The organism is Pseudorhizobium xiangyangii, assembly GCF_020531965.1.
In the GTDB taxonomy this organism is placed as follows: domain Bacteria; phylum Pseudomonadota; class Alphaproteobacteria; order Rhizobiales; family Rhizobiaceae; genus Neorhizobium; species Neorhizobium xiangyangii.
Window position 1 is genome coordinate 1 of sequence record NZ_JAJAWH010000018.1, and the last position, 23420, is coordinate 23420.

Consider the following 23420-nt stretch of genomic DNA (forward strand, 5'->3'; position numbering starts at 1 on the left):
AACAAATATCGCATAAGATAGATTATGGAACATGTGCGTATCATTTGTATCCCAGCGGCTTGCAGACGGCTTCTCATGCTATGCATCAGATACTGACCGGTACTTCGATCTCGACCTCGAAGCTCATACCGTCATAGGCCGGCTGCACGTGGCTCGGCGTAGCCTCCATGACGGCATCATAGTCCAGCGGAATGTGCATGTGCGTCAGAACCGCCTGTCGTGGCACCAGTCTGCCGATCCACTCAAGCGCCTGATCGAGCGAAAGATGGCTCGGATGATGATGGTGCTGCAGCGCGTCGATGACCAGCACGTCGAGACCTTCAAGACGCGGCAGGCTTTCCGCCGGAAAGTCGCTCACGTCGCTGCAGTACGCGACACCGCCGAAACGGAAGCCGAGCGAATAGATGTCGCCGTGAACCTGGCGATGCGCCAGCACTGATATCGGACCGCCAGCGCCATCGATGATGGTCGGCTCGGCCATCGAACGGATCACGTGCGGCTCGACGATTGGCGGGTAATTGCCGCCGGGCGGCGTTTCCAGGCAATAGGCAAAGCCCTGGCGGATCCGCTCCATGGTCAACGCGTCCGCATAGATCGGTATGCGGTGACGCTGCTGAGTGTAATATCCCCGCAGATCGTCGATCCCGTGGACATGGTCCGCATGCGCATGCGTATAGAGAACCGCATCCACGCGCCGGACTTTTGCGGCGATCATCTGTTCGCGGAAGTCCGGGCCTGTATCGACGACGATGGTCGTGCAGCCGCCATCGGCTGCAAACTGTTCGACGAGGAATGCTGCCCGCGTGCGGCGGTTGCGCGGATTGTCGGGGTTGCAGGCACCCCAGTCTCCGTTGATCCGTGGAACGCCCGGAGATGACGCGCAGCCGACGATCGTGAAGCGGCGGCGATAACGCATGCCGATCAGAGCCTCGGCATCTTGCTGAAGAGCCTAAATGCGTTTTCTGTGGTTATCTGCGCCATCGCCTGGAAGCTCAATCCAAGCGTCTCGGCGAGAACTTCGGCCGTATTGACGACATAGGAAGGCTCGTTGCGCTTTCCGCGCCATGTCTTGGGCGCCAGATACGGCGCGTCGGTTTCCACCAGCAGTCGGTCGTGCGGGACAGTCTTGGCAATGTCGCGCAGTTCTTGCGACTTGGGGAATGTCAGTATCCCGGAGAAGGAAATGTAGCCGCCCAGTTCGACGCCGATGCGGGCCAGCTCAGGCCCCGACGAGAAGCAGTGCAGGATAAAGGGGAAGGCCCCCTTCCCGCTTTCTTCCCTCAGGATGGCCGCCATGTCCTCGTCGGCGCTACGGCTGTGGATCACCAACGGAAGCTGCGTCCGCCGCGATGCCTCAATGTGCCGCCGCAAGCCCGTCTGCTGATCCTCCGGCTTCTGCGTATCATAGAAATAGTCGAGCCCCGCTTCGCCGATCGCCACGATCTTCTCGTGGCTCTGGGCCAGCCTCACAAGCTCGTCGGCCGTGATATCCAGCTCCTCATCGGCATTGTTCGGATGCGTGCCGACGGAGCAGAAGACGGACGGATAGCGCTCGACAAGCGCCAGAAGACCTTCCAGCTTCCGGACGCGCGTCGATATCGTCACCATCTGCATGACGCCGGATCGATGGGCACGGGCGATCAACTCGTCGCGCTCGGCGTCGAAATCGGGGAAATCCAGATGGCAGTGGGTATCGATCAGCATGTCAGTACTTCAGTTTCAGGCGGTTGCCTCGGGGGCGACATAGCGTGGGAAAACCGGCGTCGGCGTCTCAAGCGGCGTTCCCGGCACGAGACGCCCGGCCTCGCCCAGCGCCGCGAAATCACGCTTGTCGGCAGGCGCTGCAACCAGGTCGAGCAGCTTCGCCGTTGACTGCGGCATGTAAGGCTGCAGCAGGATGGCGATCTGGCGGACGACTTCGGCTGTCACGTAGAGCACAGTGCCCATGCGTTCCGGGTCGGTCTTTTTCAGCGCCCAGGGCTCCTGGCCGGCAAAGTAGCGGTCGGTTTCCGACACGACAGCAATGATGGCTGCCAGCGCCTTGTGGATCATCTGCTTGTCCATCTCCTCGCGGGAGATCGCCAGCAGTCCGTCGGCGGCGGCCAGCATGGCCTTGTCCTCGTCGGTGAGTTCACCCGGCTGCGGGATCTGGCCGTCGCAATTCTTGACGATCATCGATAGCGACCGGCTGGCAAGATTGCCGATTCCGTTGGCGAGATCCGCATTGATGCGGATGCCGATACCTTCCTCGCTATAGCTGCCGTCCTGGCCAAACGACACTTCGCGCAGGAAGAAGTAGCGGACCTGGTCGAGCCCGAAATGGTTCACAAGATTGACCGGATCGACGACGTTGCCGAGCGACTTCGACATCTTCTCGCCCTTGTTGAGCAGGAAGCCATGGGCGAAGACGCGCTTGGGCAGCGGCAGTCCGGCTGACATCAGGAATGCAGGCCAGTAGACGGCGTGGAAGCGGATGATGTCCTTGCCGATGATGTGCACGTCGGCTGGCCAGTATTTCGCCCGCGGGCCGGTCTGGTCTTCCAGATAGCCGGTGGCGGTGATGTAGTTGGTCAGGGCGTCGACCCAAACATACATCACGTGCGCCGGATCGTTCGGAACCTTGATGCCCCAGTCGAAAGTGGTGCGGGAAATCGACAGGTCCTTCAAGCCCGACTTCACGAACGAGATCACCTCGTTGCGGCGTTCGGCAGGCCCGATGAAATCCGGCTGCTCTTCGTAGAGCTTGAGGAGCTTGTCCTCATAGGCGGAGAGCTTGAAGAAGTAGCTCTCCTCCTGCACCCACTCGACAGGCGTTCCCTGCGGCCCATAACGCACACCGTCCCCGCGAAGCTCGGTTTCGCCTTCCTGGTAGTAGGCCTCGTCCCGGACCGAATACCATCCGGCATAGCTGTCCTTGTAGACGTCGCCATTGGCGGCCATGCGGTTCCAGATGTCCTTGGACGCCTCATGGTGCCGCGGCTCCGTCGTGCGGATGAAGTCGTCGTTCGATGCATTGAGCAGCTTGCCCATCTCGCGGAATTCGTTGGAATTGCGCTCGGCCAGCGCCTCCGGCGCAATGCCTTCCGCCTTCGCCGTCTGCTGCATCTTCTGGCCGTGTTCGTCGGTGCCTGTCAGGAAGAAGACATCCTTCCCGTCGAGACGCTGGAAGCGCGCCATCGCATCGGTCGCGATCAGTTCATAGGCATGGCCGATATGCGGCTTGCCGTTCGGGTAGGAGATCGCGGTCGTGATGTAATAGGGCGTCTTGTTCGGCATCGGCGGGCACTCAAAATTGTAAAATTTGTCAAGCCGCTCTTAGCGCATGTTTGCCACCAGCGAAACCCACAGTTCGAATACCCTGCCCCGCGCACCAGCCTCGGCTTCAGGCGCGCGCCGCCTGCAGAATGGATAGAATGGTCTGTTTGCGATCCAGGTTGTAGGCCTGCGAGACGTTGATCTTCTCGGTGATTTCGCCGGCCACCCGCGCCAGCCGGTCGGCGGTTGGGAGATCACCCGAGAGCGCGGTCTGCCGCGCGCGTTCCATCAGGTGGTCGCCGAGATGGTTGAGGAAGAACCCGAAGACGACGTCGCTGTCTTTCGCGGACAGGACATCCGCCAGGCGATGCATCGCCTTGCGTGCGGCAGGTCCATCCGCCGTCAACACCTCGTTGAAGGCGGTGACTATGTCTGCCCCACCGTAGTTCAGAAGCTTGAGCGCCTGGGAAACGCTGCCCTTGGACATCGCCAGCACCGTTTCCTGTGTCTTTCCCCCATCGATAGGAATCCTCAATGCTTCAAGGGAGCACAGGAGATCAGCGTCTGCGAGCGGTGACAGGCGCAGCGGCTGGCAACGGGAACGGATGGTCGGCAGCAGTTTCCCCGGAGCATGGGAGAGGACGAGGAACATTGCCCTCTTCGGGGGCTCTTCGAGGATCTTGAGGATTGCGTTCGCGGCGTTCCGGTTGAGGTCGTCGGCCGGGTCGATGATAACGATACGCCAATTTCCGGTGCCCGACGTCTGCGAGAAAAAGTGTCCCGCGCGCCTCACCTCGTCGATTGTGATTGCCGTCTTTGTCCGGCCGGTCTTCTCGTCCACCGGTCTCGCGAGATGCAGCAAGTTGTGCGAGGCGCCGGAAGCGATCTGACGGCTGACGGTGGATTCTGGATCCGGCGGAGCAAGGTGGTCAGGCGCTGTCGCAGGATCGGGATGCGACAGCACGTGATTGGCGAAACGAAATGCAAGCGTCGCCTTGCCGATCCCTTCAGGACCTTCGATCAGAATGGCGTGGTGGCCCTTCCCGGAGCGATAGCTGCGGGCGAGGAAGGCTTCCGCCTGCTGGTGCCCGAAGAGATGCGTGTTGCGCGCCGGCGCGATGGCACCGTCCAGCACATGCGCTTCTTCACTCATTCGACCGTTTCCACGTCATTGGGAACGCTGGAGCTTTCCGGACCAGCAAGAGGCTCGACGATCGCAAGGATGTCCTTCGCAATATCATCGGAAGCGCGGTCGGCATCCACGACATGACACCGGCCCGGATCGGCTGCTGCAATCTCGAGATAGGCCTCTCTGCGTTTCTCGTGCGTCTGCACCTCTTCCCTTTCGAATCGATCGGGAGCCGCATCGCCACCGCGGCTTCTGGCACGCGCAAGGCCCTTTTCGGCGGACAGGTCCATGATGATCGTGCAGTCAGGGACAACGCCGGCCACTGCGACCCTTTGCAAGGCTTCCAGATAGTCTGCCTCGAGATTGCCGGTTACCCCCTGGTAGACACGGGAGGAATCCATGAAGCGATCGCAAAGCACGATGACGCCTGCCTGGAGAGCGGGACGAATGACCTCTTCCACATGATCGTTGCGGGCAGCCGCAAACAGGATCGCCTCCATGCGCACGCCGAACTCCTCGGCCGCACCCGAAAGAATCACATGGCGCACGGCCTCGGCACCCGGCGAACCGCCCGGTTCCCGGGTCACGAGAACGTCGTGTCCGCGACGACGCAGCGAATCTGCCAGGTGACGAATCTGGGTGGACTTCCCTGCCCCTTCGCCGCCTTCGAACGTTACAAACAATCCTGGTCGTTTTGCCAAACCGGTTAAGCTCTTCACGCTTATGGAGCTATTTTTGCTCATCACATTGATGGACGTATCCGAAGATGGTCCCGAGGCCATCGCTTTACCGCAAGTGGCCGCGGCATGGAACCGTCAAGAGTTTACAGCCAGAAGAACATGAGCTCCAGCAATGCGTCTGTGGCTCGCGAGCTAAGGCTGCCTGTCCCGATCTGCTGAGAGGTCACCAATTCAACTTCACGAACAAGCCTGTCGCCGGAAAGGATCCGCAGCGTACCAACCTGCTGCCCCTCGGAAACGGGAGCCCGCAACGGCCAGTGGTAGACGATCCGGCCGGTCAGCCTTTCCGGGTTGTTGGTGGGAAGATAGATATCGATCGGTTCCCTGGCGATGAGATCGACGTACCGGTGATCGCCGCCGTAGACGCTCGCCTGCCCGACGACCTCCCCTGCCCTAAACAGGACCTTGGTTTCGAACGAAGACAAGCCCCATTCGAGGATACGGCGGCTTTCCTCAAGTCTCTCCTTGTCGCTGGCAAGCCCGCCGAGAGCCAGGAACAAGCGAGTTCCATCGTGCGCGACCGAGGCCGTCAACGCATAGCCGGTGCCTTCCGCAAATCCCGCGCCCAGTCCATCAACGCCCATGTTGAGGCCCAGCAACGGGTTCTTGTTGCGTTGGAATATCTTGTTCCACTCGAAGTCGGGCTGTGAATACAGCGGATAATATTCCGGATATTCCCGGTGAATATGCCGTGCCAGCTCGACGAGATCGCGTGCCGTGGTGACGCTCTTCGCGTCAGGAAGGCCTGTCGCATTGCCGAAGTTCGAGCGCCCGAAGCCGAGGTCCTTGGCACGTGCGGTCATGCGTGCCGCAAACTCGCCTTCCGAACCGCTGATCCCTTCGGCAAGGATGATGCAGGCATCATTGGCATTCTGGATGATGACGCCACGGACAAGGTCGTCCACCCGCATCCGCGAGTTGAGCGCTGCGAACATCGTGGTCGTGCCTGAGGGAGCGCCGCCTGTACGCCAGGCATGTTCGCTCACCGGAAACACTGTTTCCCCGCTGATATCGCCCCGTTTCAGGGCACTGAAGACGACTTCCATGGCCATCAGCTTGGCAAGCGATGCCGGAGGAAATGCCTGGTTCTCGTTGACCGCCAGCAGAACGGTGCCGGTCTTCGCCTCAACCAGATATGCCTGCCTGGCCTTGGTCGCGAAAGCGACGGCAGCATGCTGCGTCTGGGCGGCTGTTTGAGCCACCCCCATTTGCAGAACGGCCAGAAAAACAAAGAACAAGAACTTCATGATCGCCCCATGCACGATGAAGCGTCAGGCGTATCAATATGGGACAGGACCGACAATCGCGTTTCGGTCACTGTCCTGTTTTTTTGGCTGCCTGCCGCTCCGCATAGGAAAGGATCGACCGTTCCGTCAACCCGTCGTTTCGCACCATGACGGCATCGAACACGAGATCGATGGACGATACAGGCTCTACCACGTAGGCGGAAGACAGGCTGCCTGTCGTTCCAGCCAGGCCGTAGCCCGGCCGCTCTGCGGGCATCGGCCCGACTTCCGGCAGGACCGCGAATTCCGTTAGCACACCGAGTGCCTGAAAAGCCTGACCGGATGGCACTGCCGGGCCACTTGGCGTCGATCCATTGAGGGCAATCGGCGTCGGAACGCGGGATCCATAGTTTTGAAGCTGGTCTCCAAGTGGCTCGTTCGAAGCCACCATCACGCCCGTGGCGATCTGCCCTTCCGGCTGAACCGAAGGCATGCGGTCGCCCTTGCGAAGGTAGGAAGCCATCAGATACGGCATGTCGTGGCCGTCCATGCGGGCCCTGCCGACATATTGCACGTTCACGTTCGCGGTACCGGTGCGCTTCATGTCCAGAAGGTCGGCGGTCTTCGACGAGACGTCTATGATACGACCAGGATGAAACGGACCGCGGTCGTTGACGCGCACGATGACCGATGAGCCGGTCTCGACATTCGTCACGCGCGCGTAGCTGGGAAGCGGGAATGTCGGATGCGCGGCGGACAGATGTCCCTTGTCATAGACTTCGCCGTTGGCGGTCACCCGGCCATGGAAGGCGGAGCCATACCACGACGCCAGGCCGCTTTTGTTATAGTCAGGATCTTCCGACGGAACGTAGGTCTTGCCTTTAACCTGGTAAGGCTTGCCGACCATGAATCGGCCGCCACCCTTCGGCACGGGCTTGCCCTCGGAAACCATGCGAGGGCTGGCTTTGACGCCGTATTCCTTCTCTGAGAAATATTCCTTGCTCCGTGGCTTCGATTTGGGTTCCGGCGTGCTGGCGCAGGATGCCACGCTCACGCATACCATAGTCAACCCGAGCCATCTTGCCGGACGCGAAAGCTTGCCACCGCTAAATTTCAAACTCGTATGCCCCTAACAATCACCGGCTGCGCGCATCCGCCTTTCGCAGCCATTGCCTTCCGCCGACGCCCACTCAGCGATCGACCCCGCAATGCTGCCGACTTTTCTTTTCAAAATGGCGAAAATGCGAACAATTTCTGGGGGTTATTTTGAATTCTTCCCGGCGTGGTTAATGCTTCGTAAAGCGCGGCACCGCCTGCTGTCACCATCCGGTCCGGAAGTCGAGGGAGCCACCGAGCACAGGTTGCAGCTGCTCCTCGCGGACATCGACGCCGATTCGCCCTCGACCGGTAAGGGCGCTCCTCGCGCATGAACGATCTGCCCATGTCGTTCACCGTCCGATCAAGGCAACCTTGTTCCCTGCTTGGGTGTTGTGTTGGGTAAGGTTGCCGACGACCGTGTCCGGAAGAGTGGACCCAACGGCGAGCCAGGAAGGAATACTGAGTGATCGATCCTCTCTTTAAGAACCTTGAGCACAGAGATGTTCTATCGGCAGACGAAAGAACCCTGCTGCAGAAAGTGCTGAGGAAGGAACGACGCTTCGCCAAGGGTGAAGACATCGTGGCGGATGGGTCACGTCCCGGAACCAGCACGCTGATCGTCGAGGGCTTTGCCGCTCGCTACAAGCTCACCGAAGATGGTACTCGCCAAATAACAGCGCTTCACGTGCCTGGTGACTTCGTCGACCTTCACGCCTTCATGATGAAGACCATGGACCATGGCATTGTCGCCCTCTCCCCTTGCCGCGTCGCGCTTGCCGAGCATCCTGAACTCAAGGCCATCACGGAGAATGCGCCGCACCTTTCCCGAATGCTGTGGCTCGATACGCTCATACACGGCTCAATCACCCGGTCATGGATTGTCGCCATGGGGCGTCGTTCGAAGTCGTCACATCTCGCCCACATCCTGTGCGAGCTTTACTCGCGCCTGAAAGTGGTCGATCGCGTTGATGGACAGAGCTTTGCCTTCCCCCTTTCACAAGGGGAGATGGCTGACGTCATGGGATTGTCGCTGGTCCATATGAATCGCGTTATTCAGACCATGCGGCGCGAGGGACTGATCTCCTGGGTGAACCAGATCATCACAATCCTTGACTGGGACCGGTTGAGCAGCCTGGCGGAGTTCGATCCGCTCTATCTCAATCTCTGGGTCGAGCCGCGCTAGAGGCTGTCGCTAGGCGCGGTGATGCCTCGTCGCAAGAGGAGCGATCAGGCTGGGACCAAATCCCGAGCCATCTCCTGCTGCTGATCTGCCGCGAAAATTTCTTTCACCATAGGCAAGCCTAGTCTGAGACTTTGACCGTCTGCCCAGAAATACGCCTGCCCCTCGACCGTGAATATTTTTTCGCTGGAGACGCCGTTCTCCACGACACGAACGATGAAATTGTCGTTTTGCTGATTTACTTCAACGAAGTCCATCTTCATCGCCCTACTCCCATTGTTCCCGATGGTTAAACATAACCACTTTTAGCGGCGGCAATAGTGCGAGATTTAGTAACGGCTGATGGATGTGCTTTGGCGGACTGAGCCTCCAAGCACCACCAGAGCTTTGCTGGCGCATCCTATGTCCCTGCATGGTGAAATCGCGGCGCTGTGCCCTGCTGAAACAAAGCGCGCGACTGCACGGGCTTGGTCACCCGCCCAGTGCGGACGCTATGGCAACCAGCACCAACCCGGCGGCGACCATTGAAAAGCCGACACGGAACGGGTGGCCATAGTGACGCCCCAGGGAGTACCCCGTCAAAAACAACAGCCCGCAAGCAATCGTGTTGGAGACACTGACCGCAAGCATGGCGTCCGTTATGATGATGAATGGAGCCACGACAGGAAAGGTGCACAAGAATACAAGAAGAAATACACCGAGCGCGCCGGCAAGATCCATTGCGTTAACCCGCGCACGCACTTTGTCTTCAGGCAAACCCACCAAGTACAACCTGATACGATCCAGGTCATCGGCCGAAAGCGCAGGCAGCACAATGCTGGGCAGCGCCTCCGCCACAATGCCGCGCCCGGTGCCCGGATTGTCAGCGGCCCGCGCCAGATGAACTGTTCGCTCGTTCAGCTTGCGCTCAGCCATGGAATTCATGAGGAACATCACCGCATCGATGATTCCCCACGCAAGATTGCAGCCGAGAGCGCCAATCAGCATGACCCGAACGTCCGCGCGTTCGGCTTCTGTAGCGCTGAGGGAGTTCGTGAATGTCATGACCATGATCAATCCGAACAGGATCTCGCTCGAGCGGTCGACGGGGTTGAGAATTGCGCGGAATAGCCGCTTTGCACCCTGATCGTCGGCCCGCGTGTGGTTCATTGCGCCGCTCCGGGTGGCAGCAGAAACAGGGTAAGGCCAAAAATGGCATAGACCGCCAGGGCCATGACGCCCGCATACCATGCTGCTTGCCCACTATTGGACAGCATGGACGCCGACATCGTGGCGATCAGCATCATCGTGACCGCCCCGGGCCAGAATTGCAGGGACATCGGTTCCGGCCCTAAAAAATAGCTGACAAGCACCATTACCGGGGCAACGAAAAGAGCGATTTGCGCCGCACTGCCCAACGCAATGCCGACGCTGAGATCAAGGCGGTTTGAGCGCGCGGCAGAGAAGGCACTTGTCATCTCCGCGGCCCCTCCCACAAGAGCGACGACAATAAAGCCGACGAACGCGGGCGTCATCCCAAGATGTTGAGCGGCAATCTGGACGGAGCCCACGAAGATCTCACTCACCATCGCGACCAGGAGCGTGATGACAATCAACAAGGTAACACCCACCGAAACGGGCCATGATTTTTCTTCCGCTGTCGCGTGATTGACGCTGGTAAACAGCTCCTTGTGGGTCTTCAGGGAAAACAGCATGCCGAGTCCGTAGACGGCGATGAGCAAGATCGCCAAGCCCAGGCTAAGCTGCTGGGAAAGTGCTGCGGCAGACGCACTCTCCCCCTCACTGACAAGCGAGGGCACCAGAATGGCTATCGTTGCCAGGAACAGAAGGCTCGCCTGAAAACGCGCATTGACCCTGTTGAACTCCTGCAGATGATGTTTGAGCCCGCCAAGAAGAAACGACCCACCCAGCATGAAAAGGGTATTGGTGACGATCGCGCCCGCGATCGAAGCCTTGACCAGCAGGTATTGTCCGGCCTGCAGTGCAGCGAGCGAGATAACGAGCTCAGTCAGATTACCGAGCGTGGCGTTGAGGAGGCCTCCAACGGCATCCCCGGTCTTCGCTGCCACCGATTCGGTCGCGCGGCTCAGTAGCGCTGCCAGCGGAACGATGGCGGCCACCGAGAGGAAAAACAACCAGGTATGCGCCTCTGGCGAGACCTGTTCCAAGACGATAACGAGAGGCACGAAGACTATGAGGGCAAAGAGGGGGTTTCGTCGCACCTCGGCCAAGACAACTTCGATTCCAGCACGCGGGGACGCGATGGAACTCTCCTCCTCAAGGTTTCGCATCGGATCCTCCTCCTCAGCAGGAGAGCAGATCTGTAGATCACCGCCTCAATCTACGAGCCCCGATTGGCGGCAGCATCGTGCAAAATCTACTCTGGCAGGGCCGTCTGTCGGAAAAAGGTTACGATCGCATCGTCCGGCGGACCGAACCAGGTCGTGAAGAACAACCGAAAACCCGGTGACCGATACATCTCACTCAAGGCGCGATCGACGGTCAACCGGAAGTCCTCGTCTCCGCGGGACAATTCCAAGCCAAGCGGCTCGTAGGTGAAATGGCGTTTCAGAACAACCAGATTGCCCGAGTTTTCACTACGAGCTGATGCGTCCATGAGCACAGGCATATCCCCGAACAGCGCGGCCGAACTGCCATCGATCACACCGTCGATGCCTTGCTGGTAGCCATCCACCGACTTGGCTGTCGCCGCGAGATGGAAAGTATTGATCCTCTCCGACAGCCATTGCTCGCTTGTTGTGCCGGCAACTGCTGAGAACGTCTTGTTCTCAAGGACGGTGCGTGCCGGAGAACCGCGCCAGACGGGCCGGATTGATGGCTCCCCGAACTCCAGAACCTCAAGGAGAGCCAGTGGCGCACTCGTGCTCAACAATGCACCAGTTCCACTGGGGAAAATCGAGATGGAAAACGAGACTTCCTGTCTTCGCGTAAGCGTTACAGGCTCTGCGCCACAGACAAGATCGACCACTCCATCCTGGACTGCACGGTGCCGGGCTTCGCCGACCGAGATCCACTCCACCTTCAGCTGCGGGACATCCTTTTTCAAGTTGTCGGCTATTTGGTTGCAGAGGGCCACCGCGTATCCATCGGGTGTCCCCTGGTCATTCGCAAACGAGAACGGTCTCGCGTCCGGCTCGTAGCCGAACTTCACCATGCCGGAGCTACGGATACGATCCAATGTCTGCGCGTAACTGGGCGTCCACATAGCTTGTGCGAGCACTGCGGCCAGCGCTGTAACCGCGACGCCGATCCATGGGTTTCTTGTACTTGGCATGGCGGGTCCTCCTGGAGCATCCTCTTCAAGCGACAGGCTGTCGGCTCACGCCGCCCGTAAAGCGCGGCGAAATCCAGCCGTAAATGATGAAACCAATCCCTGTCACCATCATGCCGCCGAGGACAGCATCCTTACCCGAGGCGTAGATGGCAAAGACGCTGTAGAGCATGCCAACCGTCGCCACGAAGGCAGTCAGGCGATACTTCGCCTGGGATACGCCTGCGGTCTTCATCATGACGAACAGCGCTGAGAGCGCGATGATGTAAGGCAGCACGTTCGTCACGACAGCGAGGTTAACCAGGGCTGAAAACTGCTCGTTCAAGGTCGGTGAAATGGTCATGAGCGCCAGGCATGTCTGGACGATGCCGAGGATAATCATGCCGTGGACGGGCGCGCCCATCTCGTTCACGCGAGAGAACACCGCAGGGAACATCCTTTCCTGCGCCGCCGTGCGTGCGGTTTGCGCAATGGTGAACTGCCAGCCCAGAAGGGAGCCGAGGCAGGCAAGCACGGCCAGTGCCATAATCACCGAGCCAATCGTCGAATTGAACATGGTCGCATAAGCGAGCGCGAATGGCCCTGTCGACACAGCGAGATCGGCATTTGGCACGATCCCCTGAATGACCGTCGTCGACAGGATGTAGATTACTGCGGCCCCCAGTGTGCCGAACATGCACGCGAGGGGGACGTCACGCTTCGGATTTTCCACTGCGTCCGAATTCTGAGCCGCCGACTCCATGCCGAGAAAGGCCCAGAGTGTCAAAGAAATGCTGGATCCCATCCCCTGCCCCAGCGTGAGCCCATTGGGATTCCAGGCAGCGGCAAACGTGCTGGAACTGAACCAGAACCAACCGATGATCGACAGCAACCCGACAGGGATGATGACACCCCACACCGTGATCGATCCAATCCGGCCGGTAATGCGCGGTCCACCGAAATTTGCTGCTGTCGTCAGCCAGAGCAGAACAATCAACGCCAGGCAAGTCATGATAGGCGTCGAAGTCAAAGCCGGAAAAAACCCGGCCAGATAGCCTACCGCAGAGATGCCAATGGCGACATTGCCGATTGCGAGCGACAGGAAGTAGAGGAAGAACACCAGGAAGTAACCATCCTTCCCGTAGGCGTCTTCCGCATAGGCGGACATTCCGCCAGGACGTTGATTGAATAGTCCAGCCTGAGCAAAACCATAGGCGATCGCCATCGAACCGAGAGCCGTTACCAGCCAGGAAAGTAGCGAAATCGCGCCGACCTGAGCCATGTTGGCTGGCAGCATAATAATCCCAGACCCCATCATATTCACGGCAACGATGAAGGTCAGCTGCATCAAGTTCATCTTTTTCTTGCCGGAGGCCTCTTTCGCGAGATGCATGGTGTTATCGGTCATGACGAGATCCTCTCATCTTGCTCGCGTACGACATACGTGTGGAATTTTACCCGCCCATCAACGCGCTCCTGGAAGACGCCCTGCACCTCGTAGTTGAAGCCGGGGAAGCGGTTGAACGACTCTTCGAAAGCCAGGAAGTACTCACGCATCGCGCGCGCCCGATCGTCCCAGCGTTCGCCCGGAACAATCACGCCGATACCCGGCGGATATATCAGTGCCAGGGTAGCAGAGATGCGACCTGCGGCTTCCGAGAGCGGCACGTAGTCGACATTGTTGGCAACCAGCGCTTCATAGGCAAGCTTGGGTGACATCGCCGGTTCCGGAAAACTTTCTGAACGGAAGCACAGTCGCTGAAGTTGTTTGACACCAGCGGTCCGGTAGAAGGAGTGCATCTCGTTGCAAACCTGCCGCAATGTATAGCCGGCATAACGCTCGCGGTTTGCAGCGAAGACGGTTGGCAACACCTCCTGCAATGAGGCATCCCGATCCCAGAGGTTCTTGAACTTCACCAGCTTCGCCACAAGCGTATTCAGCTTGCTTTCGTCTTCTGCTGGCGTGAGGAGGAAGAGCAGGCTGTTAAGGTCGCACTTTTCCGGCACCACCCGCTGCTCACGTAGATAGTTTGCGACGACCGTCGCGGGGATGCCGAAGTTACGATACTCGCCCGTCTTCCGGTCGATACCGGGTGTTAGCAGCGTCAGCTTGTTGGGATCCACCATGGTGTAGCCGGAAGCATAACCTGTGTAGCCATGCCATTTAGCGTCCGGATCGAAATGCCAGCACTGCGGCTCTTTCTTCAGCACATCGGTGGAGATATCCTCCCAAGGCATATCAACGACATCGCTGACATGGGGTGAGCCCGTCACTGTAACTGTATCCGGCACGAAGGGATCGAAGAACCACTGATCCTCAGGATCTGCTGCATTGGTTTCGTAGTGCTTCACGAAGCTTCGGAACTTCTTGCGCACCTCAATGCCCAATGCGATACAGCGATCCCAGAGCATCTCCCCTGCCTTGCCCTCGTGAATCTTGGCGTTGACGTCAAGCGAAGCAAACAGCGGATAAAAGGGGGACGTCGACACATTCATCAACAGGGATTCGTTGAAGCGCTTGTGCTCGATAAATCTGCTCTGATCCCGGATGTGTTCGTCCCGTTTGTGAATCTGGGACGCCTGTGAAAAACCCGCGCCCTGCTTGTGAACCGACTGGGTTGAGAACAGGCCGGGCATGTCTGCCGACAGATCATCGAGCCGCATGGGGCTGCGGCCCTCGAAAAGGGGATGAAACGCGTTGTATCCGATCCATGCCTCATCCCAGAGCACGTAGTCACAGAGATGGCCGATCTTCTCCATCACCTGACGCACGTTGTAGATAGTTCCGTCATAGGTGGCGAGCTGGATGCAAGCGAGGCGGAAGGGTCTGTGGACTTTGGCGCGATCCTTGTCGGCAATCAGCGGATGCGTCGCGATCTTCTCGCGCAACCAGTTCTCATCCCAGGCGTCCCAGTCCACCGCACCAATCATCCCGAAAGCATTGCGGGCGGTCGGAAGAAAAATGGGAATAGCGCCAGCTTGCACGAGAGCACCCTGGTGCAATGACTTGTGATTGTTGCGGTCGAAGAGCACGAGATCGCCAGCTCGTAGCACAGCGTTGGTCACCACTTTGTTGGAGGTACTCGTGCCGTTCAGAATGAAGTAGGTTCGATCGGCACCAAAGATGCGCGCCGCCTGTTTCTGGGCATCGACCGCGGGACCCTCGTGGATAAGCAGATCGCCAAGATCCACATCCGCATTGCACAGGTCGTTTCGGAAGATGCTTTCTCCGAAATACTTAAAAAAGAGCTGTCCCGCCGGGGACTTTCGATAGAATTGCCCCCCTTGATGGCCGGGGCAATCGAAGGCGATGTTGGCCTCACCGTCGTAAGCCATCATTCCCCCAAAAAATGGAGGCAACAGCGACTTTCCGTAACTGATCAGGCTGGAAATGATCTGCTTCGCGTAGAAAGTCGGCGTCTGCTGGCCCAGATATACGAAACCATCAACTTCACCGGCCATTTCAACGACATCGAGATCCGCAATCGTCACAGTGTCCGCCATCGCCCAGATCGGGGTGCGAAAGCCAATTTCACGAACGGAACGAAGAAAGGTGCGTGCGTTCTCCAGCCGCCCGCCTTCGACGGAGCCGATATAGGCTCCGACGGACGCGTCTTCCGACACATCCGCCGTGTAGTCCTCGCGCAGTTCGACCTCGAACTTTTCAGCTGCGATCTGCGCGAGCAACTCATCGATCTGCGGATTGTCGCGGTCCACGACGGCGACAACCTTCAGCATCTTGTGGAACGGGATGGCGACGGTGGGAGACTTCACATCGCGCGGGATCATCGTCACGGTCCCTCCGCAACGCAGTCCACAAGGTAGCGACGCCCTCCGTCCCCGGGCGCAAATCGCAATCCGTGAACGTCGGTCTCGAAACCGGGGAATCTCCGGTCGAACTCACGGGCGTAGAGCAGATAGTCCTGGATCGATCTGGTAGCCTCAGTGATCCGCTCGCCGGGCATTATCAAAGGAATACCAGGCGGATAGGGAACGATCATCACAGCAAGGGTGCGGTTCATGAGATTGTCGATCTCGACGCTCTCGATCTGACCTTTGACCAGATGATCGTACGCATCCGCCGGCCGCAATGCCATTTCAGGGAGCACGGTGTACATCTCACGCTGGGCCTTGGGCACATCGTCCTTGAGGTAGACCTCGTGGATGCGCTCGCACAAGTCTCGCAGTCCCATCCCTGCATAGGCGTCCGGATGGGCTTGCGCGATTGCGGGCAGTGCGCGTGTCAGCGGGGCATTGGCGTCATAGAGATCCTTGAAATTGATGAGTTCGGTGACGAGAGTGCTCCACTTGCCGCGGGTGGTCCCCATCGAGAAAAGGACAAGGAAGGAGTACAGTCCGGTCTTTTCGATTTCGATGCGGCGTGAGGAGAGGAACCTCGTGACGACGGCGGCGGGAATTCCGTGTTCCTGAAGAGTGCCATTCGCCGACAATCCCGGAGAAAGGATCGTCACCTTGATCGGATCGACCATGACATGGTTTTCAGCGAGATCCGCGAAGCCGTGCCACGCATCATCCGGTTTCAGAACCCAGTCGTCATGGCTGTCGCTTGGCGTTGCTTCAGCGACGGTTGGTTCCCAAATGTCGAACCACCAGGATCCGTCCATCTGCTTTCGTACCGAGTTCATCGCACGGCGGAAGCTGATCGCCTCGTCGATCATCTCCTGCACCAAAGCGCGTCCGGCTGGCTGCTCCATCATGGCAGCCGCGACATCGCACGAGGCAATGATGCCATATTGAGGTGATGTCGAGGTGTGCATCATGAAAGCTTCGTTGAAGCGCGTGATGTCGAGGTGCTTGTTCTCCGCATGCTGGATGTGGATCATCGATGCTTGGGAGAATGCCGCCAACAGCTTGTGCGTCGAGTGCGTCGCGAAGGTAATGGCATTCTGCGAGCGTGCCGGCTGAGTTGAAGAGATCCCATGGAAGCCATCGTAGAACTCGTGGAAGTTCGCGTAGGCGTACCAGGCCTCGTCGAAATGCAGTACTTCGACCGCATCACCAAGCGACGTCTTGATGGCATCGACATTGTAGCAAAGCCCGTCATAGGTGGAATTGGTTATGACCATCAGGCGCACCTTGCCGCTGGTTTGACCGGCAAAGGGACTTGCAGCGATCTTTCGTCCGATGGCTTGCGGCGTGAACTGGTCCTTCGAAATCGGGCCGATGATGCCGAGGCCGTTGCGTGACGGAATGAGGTATATCGGGGTCGCCCCGGTCATGATCAGCGAGTGCAGGATCGATTTGTGGCAATTGCGATCGCAAAGCACGAGATCCCCTCGCCCGACCATGCCGTGCCAGACGATCTTGTTTGCGGTTGACGTGCCGCCGACAACGAACAGTGTCTCATCGGTACCGAAGATGCGTGCAGCATTTCGCTCGCCATCGGCTATCGGACCGACATGATCGAGCAATGAACCGACGCTGCCGACTGATACCGAAATGTCGGACCTGAGCGTGTTTTCGCCGAAGAAGGTATAAAAGAGCTGTCCGACGGGGCTTTTGCGGAAGGCAACGCCGCCGCCATGACCCGGCGTATGCCAGGAATATGCACCCTCAAGCGTATAGGCCATCAAGGCCTTGAACATCGGCGGCGGGAGCCTGTCGAGGTAGTTCCTCGCAGCCTGCACGATTGCGCGGGCCATGAATTCCGCAGAATCCTCAAACAAGCGCAGGAAGGCATTGGCGTGGCGCAGCACACCGGACGGTACATCTTCGGCCGTGGTCTCATCACCGAAGAGAAATATTGGCAGCCTGTCGTTCTTCCGACGCTTTGCACTCAAGACCTCTTCAAGCACTTGCCAGCGAGTGGCTTTGTCCTCCACACCATCCACGGAAACCAGCCAACAGGATTCCGTATTGAAAATATGCACCAGACGACTTGCGTCATCGTAGGAGAGGCCGGAAACGACGCGGAACCCCTCTCTCTCGATAGCTGCCGCCAGATCGCGCATTCCACGCCCGGCAGCGCTCTTGCCGTCAAAATCCTCGTCAATGACTGCAATCGGAAATGCCTTTAGGAACTCCATTCGTCCCTCCAGAACCCGCCGTTGTCCCCAGGCGGCGACAGGGCTGCCTCGTGCGTCTCAGATTGGTAATCCTACACTCTGGGTAAGGCGTCGTCGTTGATTGCAATCAACGTAACCGATGAGGCGTCCCGAACGGTGCGCAGGCTCCTATTCTCGCGGACCGGGAAGACGTCCAGGCGATCTCTGTCTACGCATTAAACCGGATTGCGACGCTCATTCCTTGGATGGAAGATGGCGCGCCTGAAAGGTTGGCCAGCAGCACCTGGGAGACAAGTCTCGGAGGCGGATTCATGACCACGTCGCCGAACGGCAAAAGTCTGGGATTAGCCGCATGTACCGCCATCGTGGTCGGTAACATGGTAGGTTCCGGTTTCTACCTTTCGCCTGCAGCGGTCGCCCCTTACGGAAATCTTGCGATCATCGTCTGGATCGTCATGGGACTGGGCGCGATCTGTCTTGGCCTGACATTCGCGCGACTTGCCAGCCTGGTGCCTGCCGTCGGTGGACCCTACGCGTACACACGGCTGGCCTATGGTGACTTTGCGGGGTTCCTGATCGCCTGGGGTTACTGGATTTCCATCTGGACATCACTCCCCGTCATCGCGATAGCCTTCGCGGGAGTGGTAGTCGATCTCGTTCCCACGTTTGGAAACCGCTTTGCCGCAACCATGCTGACGCTCGGGGTGATTTGGACGGTCGTGCTTGTGAACCTTCGTGGTGTTCATGCGGCAGGCCTTTTTTCCCAGATCACGACCTATGCCAAGCTCATTCCGTTCGGTGCGGTTGCCATCGTCGGACTGTTTTTCATCGACATGTCGCATTTTTCCGAATTCAATCCCAGCGGCCAGCCACTGTTCCAGTCCGTTGCAGCTTTGGCGCCGTTGACCATGTTTGCTTACCTCGGACTGGAATCCGCAACTGTCCCCGCGGGCGATGTCCGCGACGCACGGCGTACAATCCCGCGTTCAACGGTGCTCGGCATCTCCATCGCCGCGGCTCTTTATGTGCTCGGCACGGTTGTGGTCATGGGCATCGTTCCCCGGGAGCAACTCGTGCATTCCGTCGCCCCCTTTTCCGATGTGGCCAGGATCATGTGGGGACGAGCCGGAGAGCTTGCGATCTCGATCGCGGTCGTGCTTTCTTCGATTGGCGCCCTCAATGGCTGGACGCTTCTGATGGGGCAGGTTCCGATGGCGGCCGCTCGAGATGGGCTGTTTCCGCCACTCTTCGCACAGCTTTCCTCACGCGGCGTGCCGGCGGTGGGCATGATAGTCTCGGCCTCGCTCGCCACCCTGTTGGTCGTCGTCCAGGCTGTCGGGTCGGAAGGTTTTGCGGCCGTCTATCGGTTGATGGTCGGCCTAAGCACAATGACGGCCGTCGTCCCCTACGCGTTCTGCTCGCTTGCCCGAAGCCTTGTCGCCGCCCGCGTCACCGACGGACAAAAAGTGGAACGGGTGACCGCTGTCGAACTTGTCGCATTCGCTTTCGCAATATTCACGCTTTACGGCTCGGGTGCCGACCCGGTGCTTTACGGTCTGGTTCTTCTCATGCTCGGGATCCCCGTCTACGTCTGGCAGAGACGGAATGCTGCCGTGTCGATGGTTGAAGACACGCAAGCCGCAGGGGGTGCCGATGCTCGCCCTGCCGTTTCCAATACTTGATCAACTCCGGACGACAGCCATGTCATGCATGCCAGGTCAACCCGGGAAAGCCGCTGTTGATCACCGTACCGCGCTCACCACTGACGAGACCTGCAATATCGGCCAGGGCACCGATTGCTGCCGTTTTTCCGGTTGTCTGAGCAAAACGGCAAGCCGCATCCACCTTCGGCCCCATGGAGCCGGCCGGAAAATTGAACTGTTCGAGATCTTCGGGGCGAGCCTTGTTGATCGCCTTCTGGGACGGCTTGCCCCAATCGACGCAGACAGCCGGGGCGTCGGTCGCCATGATGAGGAGATCGGCATCGAGTTCTCGTGCCAACAGCTCCGAGCACAAGTCCTTGTCGATCACCGCCTCCACGCCAATCAGCTTCCGATCGCTGTTCTTTTCGTACATCGTCGGAATACCGCCGCCACCTGCGCAAATAACGATGGTACCTTGTTCCAGCAGCCACCTTACGGGGCGGATCTCGAAGATGCGCTTGGGGATAGGCGAAGCAACGACCCGCCGCCATTTCTCACCATCTTGCTTGAAGACCCACCCTTTTTCCGCGCGAATACGATCGGCGTCTGCTCGCTCATAGACGGGACCGACAAACTTGCTGGGATCGAGGAAGCCGGGATCGTCGGCATCGACTTCGACCATGGTCAGCAATGTTGCCAGGGGCTGTTCGAAAGGCAGCAGATTTCCAAGCTCCTGCTCGAGCATATACCCGATCATGCCCTCAGTTTCGGCACCCAGGATATCGAGCGGATAGGCCTCGTCTGGTTTGTAAGACGCTCCTTGAAGGGCGAGTAATCCGACCTGCGGGCCGTTGCCATGGGTTATTATCAACTGATGCTCCGCGGCCAGGGGTGCAATCGCTTCCGCCGCTACGCGCGTATTCCGCCTTTGAACATCTGCAGTCATTGCCTCTCCACGCCGAAGAAGCGCGTTCCCGCCAAGTGCGATCACCACACGCATGTCAATCTCCCAGGGTGGCCACCAGCAGCGCCTTGATCGTATGCAGACGATTTTCTGCCTGCTCGAAGGCAATATTGACCTCGGACTCGAAGACTTCGTCAGTGACTTCAAGCCCGTTACCCATGCCGTAATCCTGTTCGATCTGCTTGCCCAAGGTCGTCTCGGTGTCATGGAAGGCCGGCAGGCAATGCATGAACTTTGCCTGAGGATTCCCCGTGGCCTTCATTAGATCCCCATTCACTTGATACGGCGTGAGCAGATTGATGCGTTCGCGCCAGACATCCTTGGGTTCACCCATCGAGACCCACACGTCCGTGTGTACGAAATCCACGCCTTGAACTGCCTCCTTGGGATCGTCCGTGACCAAGAGACGCGCTCCGGACCTCTCCTGCAGCTCCTTGGCGATCTTCAGGTACTCCTCCGCAGGCCAGAGAGACTTCGGACCGCAGATGCGCACATCCATGCCCATCAGGGAGCCGGCGATCAGCAACGAGTGCCCCATGTTGGAGCGCGTGTCGCCTACATAGGCATATTTGATGTCAGCCACGGGCTTGTCGCTGTGCTCGCGCATCGTCATTACGTCAGCAAGCATCTGCGTCGGATGGTACTCGTCAGTAAGTCCATTGTAGACGGGCACGCCGGCAAAACGCGCCAGGGTTTCCACTCCGTGCTGGGCGGAGCCGCGGTATTCAATCGCATCGTACATGCGCCCCAAGACCCGCGCGGTGTCCTTGAAGGACTCCTTGTGTCCTATCTGCGAGCCTGACGGATCCAGATATGTCACGTTGGCACCTTGATCGGAGCAGGCGACCTCGAATGCACATCGTGTCCGGGTCGAGGTCTTCTCGAAGATGAGGCAGATCTCTTTGCCCTTCAGATGCTGCTGTTCGGTGCGAGCATACTTGGCGCGCTTCAGGTCACGAGCGAGATCGAGAAGGTACCTGAATTCTCTCGGCGTATAATCCTGGACGGTAAGAAGAGAACGATTGCGCAGATTGAAGCTCATTGTCTCACTCCGTAAAGTCAGTTGCAGGGCAAGTCGCGTCAGTACGCCGGGTCACGCCAAATGGGGCACGTCATGCAGTGTCCACCACCACGACCTCGTCCAAGTTCGGACCCGCGAATGGTTATGACCTCAACACCCGCCTTGCGAAGAAGGGTGTTCGTGTAGGTGTTGCGGTCGTAGGCGACGACAACTCCCGGCTCGAGCGCCACGACATTGTTGCCGTCATCCCACTGCTCGCGTTCGGCCTGGTAAGAGTTGCCTCCCGTCTGCACGGTGCGCAAATGCGGTATTCCCAGTGCTTCGCGGACGACCTCAAGCATCGGCTGCTTTTCGGGATGAACCTCGAAATCTCCATCATCATCCTTCGGATGCATGCTATAGCAGCGGACCTGATCGACGACCTCCGAGAACAGAGTGGCCAGGTCGCGATCGCAGAAGCTGAAGACTGTGTCGAGATGCATGGCAGCGCGGCTCTTTGGCATCAGGCACCCGATCACCCTGGTCGCCGCCTTGCTCCTGAAGAGCGCGCGCGCCAGTTGCCCGACGGCCTGATAGGTCGTGCGCTCTCCCATCCCGATCAGCACGGTTCCGTTGCCAATAGGCATCACGTCGCCCCCTTCCATCGAAGCGTTCGCGAACTGCTCGTCGGAATCGCCCCACCAGATCTCAAAATCTCCGGATTGGAACACAGGGTGGAATTTGTAGATGGCACGCTGGAGCAAGGTTTCTGCGCGTCTCGCCTGCCAGAACATGGGGTTGCATGTGACGCCGTTATAGATCCAGCAGGACGGATCACGCTGAAACAAGGTGTTTGGAAGAGGCGGGATAACGAATTCCGTCGGCGCCAAGGCACTCAACATCAGCGACTTGCTCTTGCCGTCCGGAAGATCGGCTATTGCGATTCCGCCAATCAAGAAAGTCGCAAGCTGCACCGCAGGCATCTCGTCAAGCCAAGGTCGTATCGCTTCTGCGACCTGTGATCCGAGTACGTGGGGCGTGACCTGACGGTCGAGAACGAAATCGCGCGCTGCCACATCTGTGAGCGTTTGGCCAAGCAGATCATGGAGCTCTAGTACCTCAACGCCTCTCTCCTGCATCTTCAGGACCATGTCGTGATGGTCTCTTTGTGCCTCCTGAACCCAGATGACATCATCGAAGAGCAGGTCATGACAGTTTCCGGGCGTCAGACGCTGATGAGCCAGAGATGGCTTGCACACCATGACGGTTCGAAGCTTTCCCACTTCCGAATGGACACCGAAGCCGCGCACGCCTCTCTCCCCACCGTTGTTTGTCGCCAGATACGTCGCCGCCGGCGAGTCAAAGAAAAAAGGCCCGTTCCGGTACCTCCGCACATGCCGGATTATGCCGGGCTGTGTGGCGATGTCATTGATTGCAAGCAATGGGCTATGCACTGAATCTACGGACGACCGGGCAACCCAATTGCGTTGCTAGCTGTCAAAATTACGCGGAGGTGCGTCCCGCCAGATGCGCCAGTGTGTGGGGTGAACATCCAGGAGTTCGCCCGTCTTGGCATTCACCCAACCGTTGGAACTCTTTTTGCAGGGGAATATCAGAGCATGGACACCTCCCCCGTCGATTACCGCGAGTTCGATATCTTGTGCGATAGGAGCTTCGGCGATTGGCTGCCACATCCCTGACACCCTTACTACGACGCTAGTTGATGCCCGACGACCTGAGCGTCTTGAGGGCTGTTCGGCATCAGGCAACCGCGCTGGTCACGAGACATTTTCTGCTCTCAGGTTTCGTTCGTTGGAATTCCGCGCACCAGCAAGGTATCCGAAGTCATCGTCTCCGGCATTGAACACGATCAATCAAGGCCAAGCAC

The 23420-nt window shown here is 58.7% G+C and carries 19 protein-coding genes; 2 read left to right on the plus strand and 17 right to left on the minus strand.

Translation table 11 applies throughout. From position 1 onward, the window contains the following. Positions 1-85 precede the first annotated feature (85 nt). The 7 genes from LH464_RS16470 to LH464_RS16500 all read right to left on the minus strand — a co-directional run bounded on the left by LH464_RS16470 (position 86) and on the right by LH464_RS16500 (position 7413). Complete coding sequence (locus LH464_RS16470) at positions 86-916, minus strand: MBL fold metallo-hydrolase (RefSeq protein WP_226787493.1); 831 nt, start codon at positions 914-916, stop codon at positions 86-88. 5 nt (positions 917-921) lie between these two features. Next, positions 922-1704, minus strand: a complete 783-nt coding sequence (locus LH464_RS16475; protein ID WP_226787494.1) for a TatD family hydrolase — start codon at positions 1702-1704, stop codon at positions 922-924. A gap of 15 nt (positions 1705-1719) precedes the next feature. Beyond that, positions 1720-3276: a methionine--tRNA ligase gene (gene metG / locus LH464_RS16480; protein ID WP_226787495.1), complete on the minus strand. Its 1557-nt coding sequence runs from the start codon at positions 3274-3276 to the stop codon at positions 1720-1722. A gap of 106 nt (positions 3277-3382) precedes the next feature. Further along, a complete protein-coding gene (locus tag LH464_RS16485) occupies positions 3383-4408 on the minus strand; it encodes a DNA polymerase III subunit delta' (protein WP_226787496.1) in 1026 nt (341 codons plus the stop codon). Then, a complete protein-coding gene (gene tmk / locus LH464_RS16490; protein WP_226787497.1) occupies positions 4405-5085 on the minus strand; it encodes a dTMP kinase in 681 nt (226 codons plus the stop codon). The genes LH464_RS16485 and tmk overlap by 4 nt, the downstream gene beginning before the upstream one ends. 122 nt (positions 5086-5207) lie before the next feature. Further along, positions 5208-6371, minus strand: a complete 1164-nt coding sequence (locus LH464_RS16495; RefSeq protein ID WP_390624998.1) for a D-alanyl-D-alanine carboxypeptidase family protein — start codon at positions 6369-6371, stop codon at positions 5208-5210. Positions 6372-6438: 67 nt separating this feature from the next. After that, the gene (locus tag LH464_RS16500; RefSeq protein ID WP_226787573.1) at positions 6439-7413 is read right to left on the minus strand and encodes a septal ring lytic transglycosylase RlpA family protein; all 975 of its coding nucleotides are present in this window, start codon (positions 7411-7413) and stop codon (positions 6439-6441) included. 498 nt (positions 7414-7911) lie between these two features. Between LH464_RS16500 and LH464_RS16505 the strand changes: the two genes are divergently transcribed. Next, a complete protein-coding gene (locus LH464_RS16505; RefSeq protein WP_226787498.1) occupies positions 7912-8631 on the plus strand; it encodes a Crp/Fnr family transcriptional regulator in 720 nt (239 codons plus the stop codon). 44 nt (positions 8632-8675) lie between these two features. On the opposite strand, the gene LH464_RS16510 is transcribed toward LH464_RS16505, so the two are convergent. The 7 genes from LH464_RS16510 to LH464_RS16540 all read right to left on the minus strand — a co-directional run bounded on the left by LH464_RS16510 (position 8676) and on the right by LH464_RS16540 (position 17946). Beyond that, positions 8676-8891: a hypothetical protein gene (locus LH464_RS16510; RefSeq protein WP_226787499.1), complete on the minus strand. Its 216-nt coding sequence runs from the start codon at positions 8889-8891 to the stop codon at positions 8676-8678. 208 nt (positions 8892-9099) lie between these two features. Next, complete coding sequence (locus LH464_RS16515) at positions 9100-9678, minus strand: VIT family protein (RefSeq protein WP_226787500.1); 579 nt, start codon at positions 9676-9678, stop codon at positions 9100-9102. Positions 9679-9773: 95 nt separating this feature from the next. Then, the gene (cax, locus tag LH464_RS16520; RefSeq protein WP_226787501.1) at positions 9774-10919 is read right to left on the minus strand and encodes a calcium/proton exchanger; all 1146 of its coding nucleotides are present in this window, start codon (positions 10917-10919) and stop codon (positions 9774-9776) included. 86 nt (positions 10920-11005) lie between these two features. Further along, positions 11006-11923, minus strand: a complete 918-nt coding sequence (locus tag LH464_RS16525; protein WP_226787502.1) for an amino acid ABC transporter substrate-binding protein — start codon at positions 11921-11923, stop codon at positions 11006-11008. Between the two features lie 25 nt (positions 11924-11948). Next, positions 11949-13307: a putrescine-ornithine antiporter gene (potE, locus tag LH464_RS16530; RefSeq protein WP_226787503.1), complete on the minus strand. Its 1359-nt coding sequence runs from the start codon at positions 13305-13307 to the stop codon at positions 11949-11951. Continuing rightward, positions 13304-15688: an ornithine decarboxylase gene (speC, locus tag LH464_RS16535; RefSeq protein ID WP_226787574.1), complete on the minus strand. Its 2385-nt coding sequence runs from the start codon at positions 15686-15688 to the stop codon at positions 13304-13306. Before speC ends, potE begins: the two co-directional genes overlap by 4 nt. Before the next feature lie 2 nt (positions 15689-15690). Next, a complete protein-coding gene (locus tag LH464_RS16540) occupies positions 15691-17946 on the minus strand; it encodes an arginine/lysine/ornithine decarboxylase (RefSeq protein WP_226787504.1) in 2256 nt (751 codons plus the stop codon). Between the two features lie 290 nt (positions 17947-18236). Here LH464_RS16540 and LH464_RS16545 point away from each other — a divergent pair, with 290 nt between their 5' ends. Continuing rightward, positions 18237-19607, plus strand: a complete 1371-nt coding sequence (locus LH464_RS16545; protein ID WP_226787505.1) for an amino acid permease — start codon at positions 18237-18239, stop codon at positions 19605-19607. A gap of 22 nt (positions 19608-19629) precedes the next feature. Here LH464_RS16545 and arcC read toward each other — a convergent pair whose 3' ends face one another. The 3 genes from arcC to LH464_RS16560 are packed head-to-tail and all read right to left on the minus strand — an operon-like array spanning position 19630 to position 22842. Beyond that, positions 19630-20568 (minus strand): carbamate kinase, encoded by a 939-nt coding sequence (arcC, locus tag LH464_RS16550; protein ID WP_226787506.1) that lies wholly within the window; start codon positions 20566-20568, stop codon positions 19630-19632. A 1-nt stretch (position 20569) separates the two neighbouring features. Continuing rightward, positions 20570-21574, minus strand: coding sequence for an ornithine carbamoyltransferase (locus LH464_RS16555; protein WP_226787507.1), 1005 nt, complete (start codon positions 21572-21574; stop codon positions 20570-20572). 38 nt (positions 21575-21612) lie between these two features. Beyond that, positions 21613-22842: an arginine deiminase gene (locus LH464_RS16560; protein WP_226787508.1), complete on the minus strand. Its 1230-nt coding sequence runs from the start codon at positions 22840-22842 to the stop codon at positions 21613-21615. Between the last annotated feature and the right edge of the window lie 578 nt (positions 22843-23420).